23 protein-coding genes are annotated in these 20,921 nt (G+C 54.5%); 10 read left to right on the forward strand and 13 right to left on the reverse strand.

Annotation, left to right across the window (positions count from 1 at the left end):
* The first annotated feature begins 83 nt into the window (after nt 1–83).
* Genes waaA through coaD form a run of 3 tightly spaced genes read left to right on the forward strand, consistent with a single transcriptional unit; the run spans nt 84 to nt 2,611 of the window.
* The gene (waaA, locus tag EDC52_RS16065; RefSeq protein WP_131866692.1) at nt 84–1,352 is read left to right on the forward strand and encodes a lipid IV(A) 3-deoxy-D-manno-octulosonic acid transferase; all 1,269 of its coding nucleotides are present in this window, start codon (nt 84–86) and stop codon (nt 1,350–1,352) included.
* Nucleotides 1,353–2,129 carry a glycosyltransferase family 2 protein gene (locus EDC52_RS16070; protein ID WP_131866694.1) on the forward strand — a complete coding sequence of 259 codons (777 nt, stop codon included), beginning with the start codon at nt 1,353–1,355 and terminating at the stop codon, nt 2,127–2,129.
* Nucleotides 2,129–2,611, forward strand: coding sequence for a pantetheine-phosphate adenylyltransferase (coaD, locus tag EDC52_RS16075; protein ID WP_131866696.1), 483 nt, complete (start codon nt 2,129–2,131; stop codon nt 2,609–2,611). The genes EDC52_RS16070 and coaD overlap by 1 nt, the downstream gene beginning before the upstream one ends.
* 4 nt (nt 2,612–2,615) lie before the next feature.
* Here coaD and mutM read toward each other — a convergent pair whose 3' ends face one another.
* From mutM to radC, 4 genes are all read right to left on the reverse strand, one after another.
* A complete protein-coding gene (gene mutM, locus EDC52_RS16080) occupies nt 2,616–3,425 on the reverse strand; it encodes a bifunctional DNA-formamidopyrimidine glycosylase/DNA-(apurinic or apyrimidinic site) lyase (RefSeq protein ID WP_131866698.1) in 810 nt (269 codons plus the stop codon).
* An 80-nt stretch (nt 3,426–3,505) separates the two neighbouring features.
* A complete protein-coding gene (gene rpmG / locus EDC52_RS16085; RefSeq protein ID WP_004392084.1) occupies nt 3,506–3,673 on the reverse strand; it encodes a 50S ribosomal protein L33 in 168 nt (55 codons plus the stop codon).
* A 16-nt stretch (nt 3,674–3,689) separates the two neighbouring features.
* The gene (gene rpmB, locus EDC52_RS16090) at nt 3,690–3,926 is read right to left on the reverse strand and encodes a 50S ribosomal protein L28 (protein ID WP_025424096.1); all 237 of its coding nucleotides are present in this window, start codon (nt 3,924–3,926) and stop codon (nt 3,690–3,692) included.
* Between the two features lie 240 nt (nt 3,927–4,166).
* The gene (gene radC / locus EDC52_RS16100) at nt 4,167–4,850 is read right to left on the reverse strand and encodes a RadC family protein (protein ID WP_131866700.1); all 684 of its coding nucleotides are present in this window, start codon (nt 4,848–4,850) and stop codon (nt 4,167–4,169) included.
* A 181-nt stretch (nt 4,851–5,031) separates the two neighbouring features.
* On the opposite strand from radC, the gene coaBC reads away from it, so the two are divergent.
* From coaBC to slmA, 3 genes are all read left to right on the forward strand, one after another.
* Nucleotides 5,032–6,255, forward strand: a complete 1,224-nt coding sequence (gene coaBC / locus EDC52_RS16105) for a bifunctional phosphopantothenoylcysteine decarboxylase/phosphopantothenate--cysteine ligase CoaBC (RefSeq protein ID WP_131866702.1) — start codon at nt 5,032–5,034, stop codon at nt 6,253–6,255.
* Nucleotides 6,224–6,682: a dUTP diphosphatase gene (dut, locus tag EDC52_RS16110; protein ID WP_131866704.1), complete on the forward strand. Its 459-nt coding sequence runs from the start codon at nt 6,224–6,226 to the stop codon at nt 6,680–6,682. The genes coaBC and dut overlap by 32 nt, the downstream gene beginning before the upstream one ends.
* 129 nt (nt 6,683–6,811) lie before the next feature.
* Entirely contained in the window at nt 6,812–7,411 is a 600-nt protein-coding gene (gene slmA / locus EDC52_RS16115) for a nucleoid occlusion factor SlmA (RefSeq protein ID WP_131866706.1), read from the forward strand.
* A gap of 48 nt (nt 7,412–7,459) precedes the next feature.
* On the opposite strand, the gene pyrE is transcribed toward slmA, so the two are convergent.
* Both pyrE and rph read right to left on the reverse strand, forming a co-directional pair.
* Nucleotides 7,460–8,101, reverse strand: a complete 642-nt coding sequence (pyrE, locus tag EDC52_RS16120; protein WP_131866708.1) for an orotate phosphoribosyltransferase — start codon at nt 8,099–8,101, stop codon at nt 7,460–7,462.
* Between the two features lie 159 nt (nt 8,102–8,260).
* Nucleotides 8,261–8,977, reverse strand: a complete 717-nt coding sequence (rph, locus tag EDC52_RS16125; RefSeq protein WP_131866710.1) for a ribonuclease PH — start codon at nt 8,975–8,977, stop codon at nt 8,261–8,263.
* A 137-nt stretch (nt 8,978–9,114) separates the two neighbouring features.
* Here rph and EDC52_RS16130 point away from each other — a divergent pair, with 137 nt between their 5' ends.
* The gene (locus EDC52_RS16130; RefSeq protein WP_131866712.1) at nt 9,115–9,978 is read left to right on the forward strand and encodes a YicC/YloC family endoribonuclease; all 864 of its coding nucleotides are present in this window, start codon (nt 9,115–9,117) and stop codon (nt 9,976–9,978) included.
* A gap of 426 nt (nt 9,979–10,404) precedes the next feature.
* Here EDC52_RS16130 and EDC52_RS19895 read toward each other — a convergent pair whose 3' ends face one another.
* From EDC52_RS19895 to EDC52_RS16165, 7 genes are all read right to left on the reverse strand, one after another.
* A complete protein-coding gene (locus EDC52_RS19895) occupies nt 10,405–10,755 on the reverse strand; it encodes a hypothetical protein (protein ID WP_165911739.1) in 351 nt (116 codons plus the stop codon).
* A gap of 129 nt (nt 10,756–10,884) precedes the next feature.
* Entirely contained in the window at nt 10,885–11,169 is a 285-nt protein-coding gene (locus EDC52_RS16140; RefSeq protein WP_230468071.1) for a LysR substrate-binding domain-containing protein, read from the reverse strand.
* Nucleotides 11,138–11,563: an ExbD/TolR family protein gene (locus tag EDC52_RS16145; RefSeq protein ID WP_131866716.1), complete on the reverse strand. Its 426-nt coding sequence runs from the start codon at nt 11,561–11,563 to the stop codon at nt 11,138–11,140. Before EDC52_RS16145 ends, EDC52_RS16140 begins: the two co-directional genes overlap by 32 nt.
* 21 nt (nt 11,564–11,584) lie before the next feature.
* Nucleotides 11,585–12,340, reverse strand: a complete 756-nt coding sequence (locus tag EDC52_RS16150; protein WP_131866718.1) for a MotA/TolQ/ExbB proton channel family protein — start codon at nt 12,338–12,340, stop codon at nt 11,585–11,587.
* A gap of 74 nt (nt 12,341–12,414) precedes the next feature.
* Nucleotides 12,415–13,245, reverse strand: a complete 831-nt coding sequence (locus tag EDC52_RS16155) for an energy transducer TonB (protein ID WP_230468072.1) — start codon at nt 13,243–13,245, stop codon at nt 12,415–12,417.
* A gap of 150 nt (nt 13,246–13,395) precedes the next feature.
* Nucleotides 13,396–14,358: a FecR family protein gene (locus EDC52_RS16160; protein ID WP_407924227.1), complete on the reverse strand. Its 963-nt coding sequence runs from the start codon at nt 14,356–14,358 to the stop codon at nt 13,396–13,398.
* A 15-nt stretch (nt 14,359–14,373) separates the two neighbouring features.
* Nucleotides 14,374–14,892, reverse strand: a complete 519-nt coding sequence (locus EDC52_RS16165; protein WP_131866819.1) for a sigma-70 family RNA polymerase sigma factor — start codon at nt 14,890–14,892, stop codon at nt 14,374–14,376.
* Between the two features lie 580 nt (nt 14,893–15,472).
* On the opposite strand from EDC52_RS16165, the gene EDC52_RS16170 reads away from it, so the two are divergent.
* From EDC52_RS16170 to EDC52_RS16180, 3 genes are read left to right on the forward strand one after another with little or no spacing between them, the layout of a single operon-like run.
* A complete protein-coding gene (locus tag EDC52_RS16170) occupies nt 15,473–17,911 on the forward strand; it encodes a TonB-dependent siderophore receptor (protein WP_131866720.1) in 2,439 nt (812 codons plus the stop codon).
* A gap of 3 nt (nt 17,912–17,914) precedes the next feature.
* Nucleotides 17,915–19,633, forward strand: coding sequence for an ABC transporter ATP-binding protein/permease (locus EDC52_RS16175; RefSeq protein WP_230468074.1), 1,719 nt, complete (start codon nt 17,915–17,917; stop codon nt 19,631–19,633).
* A gap of 18 nt (nt 19,634–19,651) precedes the next feature.
* On the forward strand, nt 19,652–20,905 hold the full coding sequence (locus EDC52_RS16180; protein WP_131866722.1) for a thioredoxin family protein: 1,254 nt from the start codon (nt 19,652–19,654) through the stop codon (nt 20,903–20,905).
* Nucleotides 20,906–20,921 lie beyond the last annotated feature (16 nt).

Genomic DNA, 20,921 nt, shown 5'->3' on the forward strand with positions numbered 1-20,921 from the left:
CGATGCCTAAGGTGAGATTTGAATAATTTGGATAAAAACTAACTCAGCACATCAATCGCTGTGCCTTACAATAGCTAACTATAATGATATATAATTTAATCATCTATTTAATTCAGCCTCTTATCTGGTTGCGATTATTGTGGCGCAGTCGTAAAGCCCCTGCCTACCGCCGGCGCTGGGCTGAACGTTACGGTTTCTGCCGAGGTAAAGTCAAAGCCGGCGGCATCATGCTGCACTCGGTCTCCGTTGGAGAAACGCTGGCGGCTATTCCTCTGGTACGGGCCTTGCGTCATCGCTATCCGTTCCTGCCCATAACCGTCACCACCATGACGCCCACCGGTTCAGAACGCGTCCAGTCGGCATTCGGCAAAGACGTGCACCATGTCTATCTGCCCTACGATCTGCCAGGGGCGATGAATCGATTTTTGAATGAAGTTAACCCCAAGCTGGTTATCGTAATGGAAACCGAGCTCTGGCCAAATCTTATCAAGTCACTGCATCAGCGCAAGATCCCCCTGGTGGTGGCCAACGCCCGGCTTTCAGCACGTTCAGCAGCAGGCTATAAAAAATTCAGCGGCTTTATCGGCAATATCATGCGCCGCATCACGCTTATCGCCGCACAGAATCAGGAAGACGGCGACCGCTTTCTTGAACTGGGCCTCAAGCGTAATCAACTGGCGATTACCGGCAGCCTGAAATTCGATATCTCGATCACTCCGGAACTGGCCGCCAGAGCTCTCGCCCTGCGCCGGCAGTGGGCCCCTCGCCGGCCGGTATGGATCGCCACCAGTACCCACGATGGCGAAGAAACATTGATTCTGCAGGCCCATCGCCAGCTGCTGGCGGTGTTCCCGGAGCTGTTGTTGATGCTGGTGCCGCGGCATCCTGAACGCTTCATCAATGCGCGGGAATTGACGCAAAAAGCGGGGTTCAGCCAGATCCTGCGCAGTTCAGGCGAAATTCCTTCCTCCAGTACCCAGGTGATCATCGGCGACAGTATGGGCGAGCTGATGCTGCTGTATGGCATTGCCGATGTGGCTTTTGTCGGCGGCAGCCTGGTGGATCGCGGGGGCCATAACCCGCTTGAGGCTGCAGCCCATGCCATGCCGGTGCTGATGGGACCCCACACATTCAATTTCAAGGATATCTGCGCCAAACTCTCTGAGGCCGGCGGTCTTATCACCGTTACCGACGTGCCGTCGCTGGTCAAAGAAGTCACCACATTGCTGACCGACGAAGATTATCGGCTGTACTATGGTCGCCATGCCGTGGAAGTTCTGCATCAGAACCAGGGCGCTCTGCAGCGTTTGCTTCATTTGCTTGAGCCGTACCTGCCCCCCCGGAGCCAGTAAATGTCACAGACTTATCGCCTGTCGGTTGTCCTTATCACTCACAATGAAGCGGAACTGCTGACCGAATGTCTTGACTCGGTACTGTGGGCCGACGAAATTATCGTGCTTGATGCCGGCAGCACCGATGAGACAGTGCCCATTGCCCGCAAGCAGGGCGCCAAGGTGCACAGCAGCGACAGCTGGCCAGGGTTTGGCATACAGCGCCAGCGAGCGCAGGAGCTGGCATCAGGGGATTATATCTTGATGATAGATGCCGACGAGCGCGTCACCCCTGAATTACGCCGGTCCATCGAACAGGCGATCAGGGAACCGCTGCCGGATACCGTCTACAGTTTCGCCCGCCGCAACCTGTTTCTGGGACGTTTTATGCGGCACAGCGGATGGTATCCAGACCGGGTCACTCGGCTTTATCGGCGTGACGCTTACCGCTACAGCGACCACCAGGTGCATGAATCCCTCGCTACCGGCAGTGCGCGTGTCAAGGTGCTCAAGGGCGATATGCTGCACCTGACATGCCGGGACCTGTGCAGTTTCCAGCGCAAGCAGCTGCAATATGCCGAGGCCTGGGCCAGGGCCAGACATCAGCAGGGTAAGCGCTGCAGCTTCTTTTCGATTATCAGTCACACCCTGGGCGCATTTCTCAAAACCTGGCTGCTGCGGGCAGGCTTTCTGGATGGCAGGCAGGGATGGTTGCTGGCGATGGTCAATGCGCAATATACTTTCACTAAATATGCCGCATTATGGGCTTTTCGCTACCAGGCAAAGAGGCATCTTTGATGACTACCAAGGCAATCTATCCCGGAACGTTCGATCCCCTGACCAATGGACATCTGGATTTGGTCGCTCGTGCTGCCAGCATGTTCGACCATGTCGTGCTGGCCATTGCCTTCAGCCCCAGTAAAAAACCGCTGTTCTCACTCGAGGAGCGAGTGTCGCTGGCCACGCAGGTGACAGGGCATTTATCCAACGTCGACGTGGTTGGCTTTGCTGATTTAATGGCTAATTTCGCCCGCCAGCAGCAGGCCAACATCCTGGTGCGGGGGTTACGCGCCATCTCGGATTTTGAATACGAAATGCAACTGGCTAAAATGAACCACCATCTGATGCCTGAACTGGAGAGCGTATTCCTGATGCCGGCCGAACAGTGGTCGTTTATTTCTTCTTCGCTGGTCAAGGAAGTCGCGCTGCACGGCGGCGATATCGATCACTTCCTACCCGAGCCTATCGCCCGGGCAGTCAAGGCCCGTCTTCACCCCTAAGGGTCTAATGCTGGCACTGCGGGCAGAAGAAGGTGCTGCGCTGGCCATGCCTGGCAGTCAATATCGGCGTTCCGCATACCCGGCACGGCTCGCCGCCGCGCCCGTAGACCTGCAGCTCCTGCACAAAATATCCCGGTTTACCATCGGACTGCATAAAATCCCGCAGCGTAGTGCCGCCCTGCTCGATTGAACGCAGCAGCACAGCTTTGATAGTCTCGGCCAGCAGCGCGGCTTCTGCCTCAGTGAGCGAGCCGGCGGGCCGGTCAGGAAGAATACCCGCCACAAACAGCGATTCACTGGCATAGATATTGCCGACACCGACCACCAGCTTGTTATCCATCAGCCACGGTTTTAATAAAGTCCGTTTATTGCGTGAACGCGCAAACAGCCATTCTGCGTTGAAATCTTCACTCAGCGGTTCGGGACCAAGGTGAGACAGGACGCTGCTGGTCGCCAGATCATCGCTCCACAGCCAGGCACCGAACCGGCGCGGGTCGGTATAGCGTATAATGCAACCATTGCTCATGATCAGATCGACATGGTCGTGCTTTTGGGCGGGAATCGGCTGCGGCAATACTCTCAGGCTGCCCGACATGCCGAGATGGACAATAATCCAGCCATCCTCCAGTTCCAGCAGCAAATACTTGGCCCGGCGCTGTACGCTCAGCACCTTTTTATTTCGCAAACGAATGACTTCACTGGCAACCGGCCAGCGCAAGCGTGCGTTCCGGACCACCGCATTGACGATAGTATGGCCGGCAACCCAGGGCTCTATACCCCGGCGGCTGGTTTCAACTTCTGGCAGTTCAGGCATGTTTTTAACCATTTGGCAGTAGAAAGAGTGACCCATAAAAAAACCCGGCCTGAGCCGGGTTTTTTAGCAGTCCACTAAAATTATTTAATTTTAGCTTCTTTGTAAATCACATGCTGGCGTACAACCGGATCGAATTTCTTCAATTCCAATTTTTCCGGTTTGGTACGCTTGTTCTTCGTGGTGGTATAGAAGTGACCAGTACCAGCAGAAGAAACCAGCTTGATCTTCTCGCGAACACCTTTAGCCATGGTTCAGATCCTTTCCTTAATACTTCTCACCGCGGACACGCAGATCGGCCAAGACCGTTTCGATGCCCTTCTTATCGATAACACGCATACCTTTAGCAGATACGCGCAGCGTGACAAAGCGTTTTTCGCTCTCAACCCAAAAACGGTGAGAGTGCAGGTTAGGCAGAAAACGGCGTTTGGTCGCATTCATTGCGTGGGAGCGGTTGTTGCCGCTCACCGGGCGCTTGCCAGTAACTTGGCAGACTCGGGACATGTCTATTCTCCAAAAATCAAATCAGCTCGAGCTTCGTAAACAGGGTGTTGGCCGCCTCGTCAGGCTTTAGAGCCTATCTCAGCATATTCACTGAGGAGAGCTACCAACAGATTTGACTCTGCTGAGATAGGCTCTCAACGCCACACCCAAGATTCTCAAAGGTGGCGTAGTATACGCCTTGAGGCGCAAGTGCTCAAGTCCCGCACAACTAAAGATCCCGCCGGATCGCATAAAACATGCTCACAACCACCCTCTTTCGGCAAAAGAAACGCAATCTCCCGCACCGATGACCAGATGATCGAGTACCCGGATATCTAGATAAAGGCATGCTTTTACTACTCGTTCGGTCACTTCGCGGTCAGCGCGACTGGGCTCAGCATTTCCAGACGGGTGATTGTGCGCCAAAATAACTGCCGCTGCATTGACTTTAAGCGCCTCGCGCAGTATTTCACGCGGATGGACCTCCACGCTGTTCACCGTGCCCTGAAAAAGCTCCCGATGGCAGATGAGGTGATGCCGATTATCCAGAAACAGTACGATAAAAATTTCCCGCTCGCGACGGGCGAGCAGCAACTGAAGATAATTGCGGGCCATAATCGGGCTGGTCATTACATTTTCACGCATCAGGCGGGAACAGTAATAACGGTGGGCCATCTCTCCTACCGCCTGGAGCTGGGCGTAGGTTGCAACCCCCAGCCCCTTGGTATCGCAGAGTATGTTACGTTCTGCCGAAATCAGCTTATGCAGCGATCCGAAATGACTCAGCAGATTTTCCGCCAGTTGCATAACGTGCAGGCCTGGCAACCCGGTGCGCAGGAAAATCGCCAGTAGTTCGGTATCCGTCAACGATGATGGCCCTTCTTCGATGAGCTTTTCCCGAGGCCTTAAATGCGTTGGCCAGAGTGTTTTAATAGTCGTATCCATGCAGCCTCCGTGCTGTTTTTTTCCTATCTTGCCACTGTGACCTCGCCGCCGCGACGGGCAATCCCCTTAATCTGAACGCGCTTAGCAACCCGCCTTTGGGATCAATGAAACAGACCAGTGACGATTGGCCTGAGGGTTATGGTAAAATAACGGCAATATCGTTTTTACATGGGCAATCGAGATGGCGGGACTGGCTGGCAAACATATTGTAATTGGCGTAAGCGGAGGTATTGCCGCCTATAAAACCCCTGAGCTGGTACGACGCCTGCGCGATCGGGGCGCTGAGGTCAGGGTGGTGATGACCCCGGCGGCCAAAGCCTTTATTACGCCGCTGACGCTGCAGGCGGTGTCCGGTTATCCGGTTGCCGATGATTTGCTGGATCCGGCGGCTGAAGCCGCCATGGGTCACATTGAACTCGGCAAATGGGCCGACCTGGTGCTGCTGGCGCCCGCCAGCGCTGATTTGATGGCGCGCCTGGCGGCAGGGATGGCCAATGACCTGCTGACGACCGTCTGCCTGGCGACCGCCGCCCCGATCGCCATCGCTCCCGCCATGAACCAGCAGATGTACCGGGCGGCGGCTACCCAGGCCAACCTGCACACCCTGGTGGCGCGCGGCATGCTGATATGGGGTCCGGAAAGCGGCAGCCAGGCCTGCGGCGATGTGGGGCCCGGCAGAATGCTGGATCCCCTGCTGCTGGTAGACCAGGTGGTCGACCATTTTTTGCCCGCCCGTCCCCTGGCCCCTCTCAATATCATGATTACCGCCGGTCCGACCCGGGAAGCCCTCGACCCGGTCAGGTTTATCAGTAATCACAGCTCGGGCAAAATGGGCTTTGCCATTGCAGAGGCGGCGGCAGCCAACGGGGGTAATGTTACGCTAGTGGCCGGTCCGGTTGATTTGCCTACGCCGCCCGGAGTAAAGCGCATTGATGTGGTGACGGCGCTGGAAATGCAGCAGGCGGTGATGCAGTCGGTCGAGCAACAGCATATTTTCATTGGCTGCGCCGCCGTGGCCGACTATCGGGCCAGCAGTCCTGCCGATGACAAAATCAAAAGCAGTGGCGATGAAATTACCTTTACCCTTATTAAAAACCCTGACATCGTTGCCGGGGTCGGGTCCATGACCCAGCATCGTCCGTATGTCGTCGGATTTGCGGCTGAAACCCGGAATGTGGAAGAATACGCCCGGCAGAAGCGTATTCGTAAAAATCTTGATTTAATCTGTGCTAATGACGTTTCCCGGCCCGGGCAAGGGTTCAACAGTGACAGCAACGCGCTGCATCTGATCTGGCAGGATGGAGAAAGCCGGTTACCACTGAGCGATAAATCTATGCTTGGTAAACAATTAATAGAAGAGATTGTCAGCCTCTATGAAGAAAAAAATCGACATCAAGATCATTGATCGCCGTATTGGTGATCTTTTCCCATTACCGGCTTACGCTACCACCGGCTCCGCCGGCCTTGACTTACGCGCCTGTATTGATGGCCCGGTAGTCATTGCCCCCGGGGAAACCCAGATGATTCCCACCGGCCTGGCGATTCATATCGAGGATACCGGGTTGGCGGCGGTTATCTTGCCGCGCTCAGGTCTCGGCCACAAGCATGGCATTGTTCTGGGTAATCTGGTGGGTCTGATTGACTCCGATTATCAGGGAGAGCTTAACGTGTCGGTCTGGAATCGCGGCCATGACGTGTTTACCCTGACGCCCGGAGACCGTATGGCGCAATTGGTATTCGTACCGGTAGTTCAGGTTGAATTCAATATCGTGGAGGGTTTCAACCAAAGCGATCGTGGTGAAGGCGGTTTCGGCCATTCCGGCCGTCAGTAAGCGTTAACGCAGGACACGCTTACCGGCATCGAAAATTTCCAATATCAATGCCGTAACATATTCAGATGTTACGGCCGATGCCTGATGTTTATCCATTACCGATTGATATTATCCAGGGACCTATCCAGCATGGCTGAAAAAGAGAATACGAAACGTAACCGCCGCGAGGAGATCCTGCAGGCCTTGGCGCAAATGCTTGAGTCCAGCGACGGCAGTCAGCGTATCACCACCGCAAAGCTGGCTGCGACAGTCGGTGTTTCAGAAGCGGCGCTTTATCGCCATTTCCCCAGTAAAACCCGTATGTTCGATAGTCTGATTGAGTTTATCGAAGACAGCCTTATCAGCCGAATCAATCTGATACTACAGGACGAAAAGGAAACACTTAATCGTCTTCGTCTGATTTTGCTGCTTATTCTGGGTTTTGCCGAACGTAACCCAGGTCTGACCCGTATCATGAGTGGTCATGCGCTGATGTTTGAACAGGATCGCTTACAGGGGCGTATCAACCAGCTTTATGAACGCATTGAAGTGCAATTACGGCAAGTCCTGCGCGAACGCAAGCTCAGGGAGGGTGAGGCCTTCGAACATGATGAAGCCCTGCTTGCAGGTCAGCTGCTGGCATTTTGCGAGGGCATGCTTTCCCGTTTCGTTCGTACCGAATTCCGTTACCTGCCTACCGAGGATTTCGATACGCGCTGGCCGCTGCTGGTGGCGCAACTGGGACGCTGAACCGTGTGAAAAGCGGTGCGGCCCGGCCCGCACCGCCAGGCGCAACGATCAGATCCCGTATTGGCGCTGATAGGCGCGAACCGACGCCAGATGATCCGCCATTTCGGTCTTTTCTCCCAGATAATCAATCAGGTCTGCCAGTGTAACAATGGCGATGACCTGACAGTGGTAATCCCGCTCGACTTCCTGAATGGCCGATATCTCGCCGCGGCCCTTTTCCTGCCGGTCAAGCGAAATCAACACGCCGGCCAACGTGGCGTGATGCGCGGTGATAATGTCCATAGACTCACGGATAGCGGTGCCTGCGGTAATGACATCATCCACCAGCATCACTTTGCCCTGCAGCGGACTGCCAACCAGATTGCCGCCTTCGCCATGGGTCTTGGCTTCCTTACGATTAAAGCAGTAAGGCACATCACGCTCATAATGGTCAGCCAGTGCCACTGCGGCAGTGGTCGCAATAGGGATGCCTTTGTAGGCAGGGCCGAACAGCAAATCAAAATCGATAGCCGAATCCACTAACGCCGCCGCATAAAAACGGCCCAGCAGCGCCAGGTCGCGACCGGTATTGAACAGGCCTGCATTGAAAAAATAGGGGCTGATGCGGCCCGATTTTAGCGTAAATTCGCCGAACTTCAGTACCTGCTTGTTTAAAGCGAATTCAATAAACTGACGCTGATAATCTTTCACCGAGACCACTCCTCACTGATGCATCGTATTTTCTGCAGCCCCGTTCAGCCCGAAGGGCGAGCATGGAAAACCGGCTGCTTTGGATAAAACTGTCTGGCAACAGGCGGCATTACACAGGCAACCTTCATCAACTGTCGATACCGCTGTCGCTGGAGGAAATTAATCAGCCAGGGCGGCTTTCTGCGCCGCAATCAGGCTTTCAATACCGCCGCGCGCCAGAGACAGCAGTTGCAGCAGTTCTTCCTGACTGAAGGGCTCGCCTTCGGCCGTTCCCTGAACTTCAATCATGCGGCCATCTTCCATCATGACCACATTCATATCGGTTTCAGCCGCAGCGTCTTCCACGTATTCCAGATCGCACACCGGCTGGCCGGCGACGATGCCCACGGAAATCGCAGCGACAAAGCCTTTGAACGGATCGGCTTTCAACTGGCCTTTTTTCTTCATACCATTGAGCGCATCGGCCAGGGCAACGCAGGCGCCGGTGATAGATGCTGTGCGAGTACCGCCATCGGCCTGCAGGACATCACAGTCCAGAGTGATGGTATATTCGCCCAGCTTGGTCAAATCCACCGCCGCGCGCAATGAGCGGGCAATCAGACGCTGGATTTCCAGGGTACGCCCACCCTGCTTGCCTTTGGCGGCTTCACGCGGATTACGGCTGTGGGTGGCGCGGGGCAGCATACCGTACTCGGCGGTAATCCATCCCTGGCCCTGGCCTTTAAGGAAACGCGGCACGCCCTCTTCGACGGTAGCGGTGCAAAGTACCCGGGTTTCGCCAAAGGCGATAAGCACTGAGCCCTCTGCATGTTTGGTAAAGTGACGGGTGATGGTTACTGGCCGCACTTGCTGTACGTCTCTGCCTGCTGGGCGCATATCGGGTATCTCCGGCTCGCAATTCGTGTATTGGCTGCGCATTATACGGCCTTAGATGCCTTATGCCTATCATGCCCGTCGCTGGGGCGATATAATCCCCCTCAACTCTTATTACCCCATTAACTACAGGTACGCTTATGATTCGCAGTATGACCGCCTTCGCCCGTCGTGAAATCAAGGGCAGTTGGGGCAACGCTTCCTGGGAGCTTCGCTCCGTTAATCAGCGTTATCTGGAAACCTACATTCGTTCGCCGGAGCAGTTCCGTGGCCTGGAGCCCGCCATTCGCGATCGTATCCGTAAACGTCTGACCCGCGGCAAAATCGAGTGCAACCTGCGCTTTGATATCAATCCGCACGCGCAAAGCGCTCTTATTCTGAATGAAACGTTAGCCAAACAGCTGGTTGAAGCCGCTCAATGGGTCAAGATGCAGAGCGACGAAGGAGAAATAGATCCGGTTGATATCCTGCGCTGGCCAGGCGTGATGTCGGTACAGGAACAGGATCTGGATGCCATCAGCGCCGAGCTGCTGGCCGGGTTGGATGCCGCCCTGGATGACTTCATCATCGCCCGCGAAAGCGAAGGGAATGCACTGAAGCTGATGATTGAGCAACGTCTGGCCGGCGTCAGCGCCGCCGTCACCACCGTGCGTCAGCAAATGCCCGACATCCTGCTGTGGCAGCGCGAGCGCCTGCAGTCAAAGCTGGAAGATGCCAAAGTACAGCTGGAAAACAACCGCCTGGAGCAGGAGTTGGTGATGCTGGCCCAGCGGGTTGACGTGGCTGAAGAACTCGACCGGCTCGATGCCCACGTGCAGGAAACCTATAACATCCTGAAGAAGGAAGAGGCCGTCGGCCGGCGCCTTGATTTTATGATGCAGGAGTTTAACCGGGAGTCGAACACCCTGGCGTCGAAATCGATTAATGCCGGCGTCACCGCGGCGGCGATCGAGCTTAAGGTATTGATTGAGCAGATGCGTGAGCAGATTCAAAATATCGAGTAGCCATTCTTGGCGCCGCACGCAATGGTAAAAATCCTGAAAGCCTGTCGTGATGCAGGCTTTTTTATGTTCATGTAGCCGCATAGGATGTTACCTAAGCGCACACGTCCTTTTTACCTAAGGCCTTAACCTGGCGGATGCCAACAAGCAAGGATTGACTCGCAAGCAGAGCTGCTGGTAACGCTTAAACAGATAACAATGGCATTTTCACATGACTCGCACCAGAAAGGGATTTTCGATGCCATGACTTGAACGTTTCAAATGCGGCAGAGTAAACCGCCATCAGATAAAAGCATTGTCAGGACTATTCACAAACATGTTCACCATGATCGATGAAGGTGCCCCAGAGATCCAATTGCGTTACCCCCTGGCCGCCGATAACCGATGAAGCCGCTGGGCGAATGGCGTCAGCGCGCGGCATTACCTCTTTCAGGGGAAAACAAATTCAATAGCCATTGTCGAGTTTCGGTGAATATCGCTCGCTGTGCGGCAGGGCGGAAAATAAGGCATGCCGCAGTTTTCCGGGTTGATTGTCGCGTCTTCACTGAGATTTTCTGTCACACCCAAATCATCAAAAAGCGCTCTGACGGCCGTTAACTGCTGCGCACTCATGGCGGCCCTGGCCTCAACCTGTTTGACCGGTCGGATATCCGGCCGACTGGAATGGGTAACGCTGTAACCCTCAGCGCTTATCTGGGTCTTGCCTACAAAGGGCTTTCTTTCACCTGGAGAGACTTTACTGCCAGGCAGGCATGCTAAGAGCTTTAAACATCCAAGCATTACATTTTCCTTATACCGTGTCATAGGGGTGAATTCTCACTGCATGACAGGAAAAGTAAATCAGCACAAGACCTTATTTTATCAGTATATTAACCTGAATGAGACATTCCTCGGCAGCCGCAAACACAGTCATTGAGGGTGATTGTCTTTGAACCGTCTATCCCAGGGCGTCAGCGGAACAAACTGGCTCACCAATGCATCGCCAATCACTCTGACTTTAGGCGCTAAATCCCTCGAGCGTGGCCAGAGCGCGGTAATTGGCAGATCGGCCGAGGGAATGGAAAGAGTAAGGACAGTGAGTTTAGCGTTATCAATCGGCTCAGCGGCCAGCCATGTCGCCAGATAGGCGATGCCCATTCCGCCAACAGCTGCATCCAGCAGGCTATGAACCGGTTTTATCGACCACGAAATCAAATTTCGACAGTCCTACCCCTTGAGCACTGGTCATCACAAACGAGACGCGACCATATTCCGTAGCCTTATCGGCATAAATACGCAAATGAGGCGCCTGGGGCAGTTTGGCCGCTTCTTCGAGCCGGCCTTTAAACGCCATATCGTCCAGCGGCTGTTTATCCCAGGCAATGCTGCCGTCAGCCATGATCGAAATATCTATCGCCTTAACGTGCTTATCAACTGCGCTGGCGTTCGCTTTGGGCAAATTGACCTTAACAGCATGATTGATAACCGGCAGGGTAATCATAAATACAATCAATAACACCAGCATGACATCAATGAACGGCGTCATATTGATATCGTTGACCAACGGATCTTCATCGGCTTCGAACTGCGAACTGCCCAACATACTCATAACAAGCTCCCGGACCCGCGGTTAGATTGACTGACCGGCACGAAACGGCTGCACTCGGTGGGCCACCGATGCCTCGCTGATGCGCAGTTCGGTGACATCGGCGGTCGTCACCCGTGAGCCGGTCAGGTAGTAGGCATGCAAATCGTGAGCAAAGCGGGCAATGGCATGCTGCAAGCCGCGGTTGCGCCGGTTGATGGTGTTGTAGCCCAGCACCGCCGGGATCGCCACGAACAGACCGAACGCCGTCATGATAAGAGCCTCTCCGACCGGGCCGGCCACATGGGCCAGATCCGGCTGATCCACCATACTGATGGACTGCAGCGCATGGTAGATCCCCCACACCGTGCCCAGCAGACCGACAAAAGGCGCAGTACTGCCAATCGAGGCCAGAATGCCCAGCCCGGACTGCAGGCGAGAGCTGCTGTCATCAATGCTGTTTTTCAAGCCACGCGCCAGCCAGTCGCTGATATCGATATTGTTGCTGATACCGGCTTCGATATTGTGCTGGTGAGACAGGGCCGCATGCCCGGCTATCGCCAGGTCACGAAAAGGATTGTTCCCCCTGTTGCCCAGGGATTCTATCGCTGCCGGCAGGGTCTTTTCACTCCAGAAACGGTGCTTGGTGCGCTGGGCGATGTTACGCAACCCGGCACCCTGGATGCATTTGATAATAATGACCGACCAGGACATCACTGACATGACCAGCAGGACCAGGGCAACGCCGCGGGTGACCATGTCCCCCTGCTGCCAAACGTGTTCAATGCCAAACTCATTCATTTTGCTTCCTCGATTATCAAAAACGCTATCGGTCATTTCACTGAAGGGTGTTCATCTGCCGGCGCCTATCTGGGCTAGCCGGCTAATGTGAACGTAATAGGCTGCACCGTCATCACCGGAATGGCCTGGCCGTTCTCCAGATAGGGATTGCAGCGGATGCCGGACACCGCCGCCATCGCGGCCTGATCAAGACTGTCAAAACCGCTGCTGCGCGCTATTTCACTGCGGCCAAGCGTGCCGTTGGCATTGATCACCAGCCTGATAAGCACCTCGCCCTGTTGGCGCAGCCGTTTGGCTTTGCGCGGATAGTCAGGTGCCGGCACCTGACAGCCCACCGTCGACACTGATTTAGGTGTGGCATTAGGCACGCTTTTCAACATTTCCCCCCGCGAGGTTGCCGGGATTGCCGCTTGTGCGGCTACTCTGGCGTTCTTTATCGGCGCAGGTTCAGCCTCGACCACCGGACGAGGATTTTCCTGCACCGGTTTGGCTTTGATAACCTTTTTAGGTTTAGGCTTGGGAAGCGGTTTGGGCGTTGGCGTTACCGGTTTTATTTCTGGCGCAGGCGTGGCGGGCACCGTTTCATTCTGTACCACTTCCCGCTGGCTGTTTTCAGCCGCCAGTACCGGCGGCGCTTCATTCACCTGGGGTTCCGGCGGAGCGGGCTCAGGCACTGGCGCTTCGACCATGGTGACCTGGAGACTGGTCTGCTCAGCCGGATTAATGATATCCAGTGGCCGATACTGGGTAGTCTGAGTCAGTGCAGCGGCTATAACCGCCAGATGGGCGATTATCACAGCCGCCACCGTTAACCGGGACAGGTAGTTTTTTTTGGCAGCGATACCGGTGGGTAAAGGCATAGCGGCGGCGGCCATTGCCGGTACTTCAATCCTATCGTTCAACATCAGCTGCTGTGCTTTCACCACTACCTCGCGATAAATCCTGACTGCCTGCAAACCTGTATTACCAGCAATCTCTGGGAGACTTATCCTGTATGTGCAATGAGGAACCAAAAGTGACACTCTGGAGGCAAAAAAATTGCCGCTCCATCGCCATCAGACATCTGCCGCTTTGATGTGGATCCAATAATCCGTGGTGCGGGTAATCGCAATCGGCATCGTCTGGGCCAGCGCATCCAGGGCATAGGGCACATCGTCCAGCGGAAAATTACCGCTGACGCGCAGTTGGGCGATGGAAGGATCGAGGCGAATAACCGCCTGGCTGTAATTTTTAAGCGAGCCGATAACCGAGCTCAACGAGGCATCTCTCACTTCTAGACGCCCTTCGGTCCAGGCGGTTTCTGCATAAGGCGAAATCGCCACCGGGTAAAACGTATGCTGATTGAACCAAAGACCATGGCCTGCTTTGACCAGTTGGCTGTTGCCCCGCAAACCAGTCACTTTCACCACCGAGTCCAGTACCGCCAGATGGATGCCACCGGACTCCTGGCGGACATGAAAACGAGCTTGCCTGGAAAGAATATGGCCAATGCCGGTGTTGATGCGAAACGGGCGATCGTCCGCTGCCACCTTGGCAATGACGCCGCCGGTGCGTAACTCAACATCCCGCATCCGTTCATCAAGGATAATATTCAGCGCCGTACGGGCGTTCATGTCCAGGGTGCTGCCGTCGTCCAGCTCAATACGCCGGCGCTGGGCAGTCTGGGTATGCGCATCGGACAGCAGATAGGGCAGCGAATATTCCTGATTCAGCGCCAGGCTGCCGACCACGGCAACCGACGCTATGCCTAAGGTATTCTGCAGAAACTTACGTCGGCTGGAGGGCGCCATCAGCGCCTGACGCATGTTCTCCTGCGGCATCATCTGCGCCAGATTTTGAATCTTGCCCAGTGTCGATTCGATTTTCGCGCAGGCGGCATCGTGTCTCGCATCGGCATAGCGCCAGCACTCATACTCGAGGTAATCGTCCTCGGTAGCCTCGCCGGAACGGAGCAGTACCATCCATTCAATGGCTTTTTGAGCCGCGCTATCAGGGCGGCAGGCAGTTGATTTTATCATTTGCTTATCGACAAATTATTCATTGGGGCCTGCTGTCACCAGGTAACAGTTCGTTAGCGCCTTCGCCACATACTTGCGTACCATGCTGGCGGACACACCCAACTCCTGCGCGATTTCGGCATAGGTCATACCATCAAGCTGATTAAACAGAAATGCTTTGCGCGCATTGATCGACAGTCCGTCCAGGGCACGGTCAATAGCCAACAGTGACTCAATGACCATTTCCTGCTCTTCCGGCGAAGGATGGCAAAGCTGAGGACTGCTTGCCAAGGCTTTCAGATAGGCCTGCTCCAAATCGCGACGGCGCCAGTTTTCATACAGCACGCGCTGGGCCAGCGTCGTCAGCATGGCCCTGGGTTCACGGATGTCCAGTAATTCAGGTATTGCCGCCAGCCTGACGAACGCTTCACTGGCAATGTCCTCCGCGCCAGTGCCGTGACTGATGCGCCGCCTTAATTTGTCAGTGAGCCATCGGTAATCACTGCGAAATATAAGCGTGAGTAAATCTGAACGGTTGGTAAACTCAGCTGGCATCATATTATCCGTCTGGCTAAATCTAATCGTAAAACCCTGTCTCAGGCCCAGATAAGGGATAGGTTCCCCCTCTTTATTGTGCCGCTCATTCCTGACTTTATTTGTTCTGGGCAGAGTGGTGCGAGTATTCAAGCCTGTTCAGCAATAAACGAGCCAATAATATTTATATCTACGTTATACCCATAGAGTATAAGTATATTTTTTTATTTGCTAAGACCAGTTTCGGTATAAGCCAGCTTGTCTCTTTTACCTGGCATAGCTGATGAGCAGACACAGTGCATTTTTACGACAAATCGGCCCTGTCTCGCACCAAAAAGGGGCTGAGAGTTCATTTCGCTCCCCTTGGCACAGTCGTATCAGTGAAATCTCTCGGCGCTTGAATATATTTATTTATTACTGAAAGAGTATAAAAAATAATAGTAAGTTTTTTAATAAATTAAAGCGTAAGACCCCGCTTCAGAAAAAAAGTCATTACCCGACGGTGACACATTTGGTTGCTGGTTGCACATAACCACGTAGATGACCTGCTGACCCCAATATGGCGTCGTGACACTTTTATCTTTTTCTGGGAGCCCGATCAATGAACGCAGTACTGCAACGCGCATGGAAGCAACGCTTTAAACCAGGCCGGCTGGCATTGGCCATTCATATCACTTTAGCCCTGACCAGCACAGCGTTGCTACCTGAGTCAGCCAGTGCGGCACCGACGGCAACCAGCACCTATTCAGTATCATCAGGTTCACTGGAACAGGCCTTGCTCGCCATTGCCCGTCAGAGTCAGCAGACCATTTCATTTGATCCCAAACGGGTAGCGCCTTATCAGGCTAAACCGATTAACGGCAGGTTCACGCTTGAACAGGCGATCTTGCAGCAGCTGCAGGGCACTCCGCTGTCCGTCACCGCCACCGCAAACGGCACCCTGACCATTGATGCCGTTACCACCACCCCGCCAAAAGCGCCGACATCAGCATTACAGGCCGCCCGGGACAGCGGCCAGACCCTGCCGGCGATTACCGTCAGCGGCGGCGCTGAAAAGAGCGAGGACGCCAGCGTTTATAACCCCTCCCTGTCCAGCTCAGCCACCCGCACCACTCTCGCCTTGCAGGAAACCGCACAATCGGTGCAGGTCGTCAGCCGCAAGCTTATTGAAGACCGGCAGGCGATCTCGGTGGAGGATGCATTGCGCAATGCCGGCGGCGTCACATTGCAGGGCGGTAACCGCGGGCCTAATTCACTCAATATTCGTGGTTTTAATGTCACCGCCGGTTCCACCAATGGCGTATCCAACCCCGGCACCTCCGCTAATGGCAGCGCCACCGGCTATTCCAACATTGACGGTATCGAGCGGGTAGAGGTGTTGAAAGGACCGCAGGCGGTGCTGGCGGGCAACAGTTCACCTGCCGGTTCGGTTAATGTGGTGCGTAAGGCCCCGACCGCCTATCCATTGCACACGGTGAAATTCGAAACCGCCAAATACGGCGAAGTCAAAACCGCTATCGATCTGGGCGGTCCGCTGAATGACGATAAAAGTTTTCGCTACCGCTTAAATGCCTCTACCATGCATGCAGACCACAGTTTTCCGGATTTTAACGGTAAACGTGCGGATTATGTGGCTCCCGCCCTGGCATGGGAAGGCGATACGACCCGCCTGACGGTAGGCGCGGAATTCAATGTTTCCCGCTCCTCTGGCCCGGCAGCCACTTTGTATAACAATGACCGTGTCCAGCGGTTGCCAACCTATCGGCTGGGCGATAAAGACAACCATTTTGCCGGCAATGCGAAAACGGTCTATTACGAATTGGGTCAGGATTTAAGCGACAACTGGTCGTTTAACAGCAAGGCCACTTATCTTGACAGCACCATGAACTACCGGATTCATGAAACCTATGCCGTTGCGACTAATGGGGATTTAACCACCCACGAACTGGCCAATAAGCAGGATTTGAACTCGATAAGTCTGCAAAACGATATTCGCGGTAAATTTGATACCGGTCCGTTAACCCATAATATTCTGGTCGGTTATGATTACCAGCATTTGACCACCACCAGTTGGGATTTATACAGCGGCAGAATTTTCACCACGGGGAACTATAATAATCCAGACAGCCTGTCATTTCCTGATATCCCGATCCCCGGCTATAAGTCCTATAAAATGGTTCAGGATCAAAAGGGCTTGATTCTGCAGGACCAGATCGATATCTGGGATAAACTCCATCTGCAATTATCCGTCAAGCGCGCCGAGTGGACATCCAAAACATCCACCTACCCACGCAATCGCACCAATACCAGCTTCTCTGATGAAACGAAATGGATTCCCAGCTATGGCGTCAGCTATGACATCACCCCTGAAGTCACCGTCTATGCCAATTTACTGAACAGCTTCCAGACTGCCGGTGCGTTAAACACCATCACTAAAAAACCGATGCCCCCTTCTACCGGTAAATCAAAGGAAGCCGGCGTCAAATTTAATCTGCTGGACGACAATCTGACTATCACCACCTCCGTTTTCGATATTCAGCAGAAAAACGTGGTCATTTATAATATCGCCGGCGATGCCGTGGGTGCGGAAGGCCGTGAAACCAAGGGTTTCGATTTCGATTTAAACGGCGAGGTACTGCCGGGCTGGAATATCAGCGCCAGTTATACCTTTGCCCAGCCGAAAGATGCCGATAATTCGGATCAGACCGGCTATAAGTCCAGAATCACTGCTCAACCCAAACATACCGGCAGTATCTGGAGTAGCTATGAGCTGCAGGAGGGGCGTTTCCAGGGATTAGGCGCCGGCGTGGGCATTGAAGCGGCCAGTGAAACGCTGAATGGCTCAACGGGCAACTATTTCAAAATGGGTGGCTGGGCGCAAACCGATGCCTCGATTTTCTATCGTCAGCCGAAATACACCGTTACGCTGGGCGTTAAAAATATTTTCGACCGCGATCTTTATGATTACTCCACCACGGCAAGTTATATCGGCGTGAAACCGGGCCGTACAGCCCGTTTGTCGGTAAGTTATTCATTCTAAGCCATGATGAAAACCCAAGCCGACAACCAACAGTTGCCCAATGACGGTAATCGTCCGGGTATATGGCAACTCATTCGCCCTTATTGGGTATCGTCAGAAAGATGGCTGGCTTTTGCTCTGCTCGGCCTGATTCTGACGATTAACTTCACCACGACCTATGCCCATGTGGCATTGAATAAACTGCATGGCGGTCTGACTGATGCATTGGTTGCGCTGGACTGGCCGCTTATCAGTATGACGATGTTAAAAACACTGGGCATCGGCGTAGTAAGCACCATTATGCCGCTGATAAGCGTACTGGCGATCGAGTATCTGACCCTGCGCTGGCGAACCTGGATGACCAAAAGTTTCATAAGCCACTGGACCCGGCATCCAGCCTATTACCAATTAGAGCGGGATAACCTTATCACCAATGGCGACCAGCGTATTGCCGAGGATATAAAGCTATTCACCGATACCACCATTAACCTCTTCACAAATATTATTTACGTGGTGGTTAATGTGACCACCTTTACCATCATTTTGTGGGGGCTGTCAGGTGCGCTGTCGATCCCCCTGGGCGAACGGACGCTGACCATTCCCGGTTATATGGTATTTGCGGTGTATCTCTATTCGTTTGCCCATCTGGCGCTGACCCACTGGCTGGGCAAGGTGCTGATCGGCGTCAATATGCATCGGCAAACGGTGGAGGCGGATTTCCGTTTCCTCGGTATGCAGATGCGGGAAAATGCCGAACAGATTGCCTTTTTCGGCGGCGGCGATCGCGAGGGACAACGATTGGTGTCCCGCTTCGGGCGAGTAAGGGATAACACCCTGCTGATGATGCGCAAAACCTTCAAACTCAGCCTGTTTCAGAGCATGTTCGCCCAGGTTTTTTCCCCCTTGCCTATGCTGCTGGCGCTGCCGTTGCTGCTGTCGGGGAAAATCACCATGGGAGGCTTGACTCAAATAACCATGGCCTATGGCACCCTGCTCAGCACCCTGGCCTTTTTTCAGCAAGCTTATCAAAGCTTTACCAATTGGGTGGCATTAGCTAACCGGCTTAGAGACCTGCTGTGGGCCTTGAGCAAAGCGCGCGATCAACTCGCCGGCATCAGTCTGACACGGCAGGGAACCGCACTTTTCTGCGACGGGTTGACCCTGTTTCGCCCGGATGGCGTGGTGCTGTCTCATTTACCGCACTGGCAGGTCAATGCCGGCGAACGCTGGGTGGTCACAGGACAATCCGGCAGCGGTAAAAGTACTCTGTTACGAGCCTGTGCCGGCCTATGGCCCTATGGCGAGGGCTCGATAATCGCCCCAGAAGGCGTGCGAACCCTGTTTTTGCCGCAAAAAAGCTATATTCCGGTCGGCACTTTGAAAAGTGCGCTGGCCTATCCTCTGGAGCCGGAATCCTTTACCGACCAGCAATACCGCCAAGCGCTGGAAGACAGCTGTCTGGCGGAGCGCGCCGACTCGCTGACCGAGTCAGGCCGCTGGCAGCAGGTATTGTCCGGCGGTGAGCAGCAACGGCTGGCCATGGCCCGGGTGTTCCTGCACCGGCCTGATTTTATTTTTCTGGATGAAGCCACCAGCGCCCTGGATCCAGACACCGAGTACCAGCTGTACCAGACACTGGTCGAAAAGCTTCCCGACAGCACCCTTATCAGCGTGGCCCACCGCAAGTCGCTGGAGCAATTTCATCATCATATTCTTACCCTCGCTCCCGGGCAGGATAAGTGATTTTCACTAGGAATAATTATGGCCAATCATCCCCATGAGTTAACCGATACCAGCCTGGACTCGTTCCTGGCCGACGCTCGGCTTCCGGTACTGATAGATCTTTGGGCGCCATGGTGCGTGCCCTGTCGCACCATGGCGCCGGTGATCGATAAATTGGCCAGAAACACCGTCGGCAAACTGCTGGTGGCCAAAATAGACGTCGAAAAATACCCCGCCGTAATGGAACGCTATGCGGTGCGCGGTATTCCTACCCTGCTGCTGTTCCGTGACAATGCCGAGCCGGTTCGCCAGGTGGGCAGTCAATCACTGGGCCAACTGAATAGCTGGCTGGGATCCCATCAGATTGATGTGGTTTCACAACCGCGGGTTGCGCAATCGGAAACGTTGGAATGGGGCAGTTTTTACGGCGATGACCTGCTGCAGGCATTTATCGGCCAGAGAATCGCCGACCATGCGAAAGCAGGCCGGCTCTCCATCGGGCTGGGCAGTTTCTGGATAGAGGGAAAAGGCACCACGTCCGCGGCCATGGTACACCAGCCGGACACCAATGCCTTTGAACGCATCACCGGCCTGCCGATTGCCCTGGCCCGCTTGATAGATCGCTGCGGCTACCTGACGGCGGACCAGGTCAGCGCCCTGTTTGCCGCCCTGCAGGCCGGCAAGGATTTTCGGCTGGTGCCGCTGCGGTTTATGCAGTGGTGGCTAGGAGCAAGCGCTACCGCCTGGAACCAGCACCTGCGCGATCCACGGCTGGTACAGTTGCTGAACCAATGGCAGGCACTGTGCACCGCCAGGCTTAACGGCGATGAGGTCGGCGCCGAGGCCTGGTCAGACATCGGACAGCAGGTTTCGTTGCTGGGGCAAAACCTGCAGCAGTCCGGACGCCAACTGGAAAAAAATATCGCCGCCATGCTGGAGCAATTGTCCCCTCCCCCCGCCACCACCGATGACAGCAAATGGAGCACTATCGCACTCAACATCAATTGGGCCGAGTTCCAACTGCTGGAAATTCAGTCTGGCTGGAGTGATGAGGACCGGGCCACGCCTGATGCCCGTCTGGCCTGGTTCATGGAACAAGAACGGTTGAGTCCGAACGGTAAACTTACCCAGGATGAAATCTCCCGACTCAGAGAGGAATGGCAGTCGCTGAATCCGGAATTCATTGAAAAAGAACACGCTTTTCATCAAAGCATTGAGCAACTTGCCCGGCCGCGAAGCGCGCAGTGGCAGCAGACCCTCAATCGTCTGCTGGCCGATGCCCCGGATTTTTAACCTGTGCGTCTTTAAA

Source organism: Biostraticola tofi, assembly GCF_004343195.1.
In the GTDB taxonomy this organism is placed as follows: domain Bacteria; phylum Pseudomonadota; class Gammaproteobacteria; order Enterobacterales; family Enterobacteriaceae; genus Biostraticola; species Biostraticola tofi.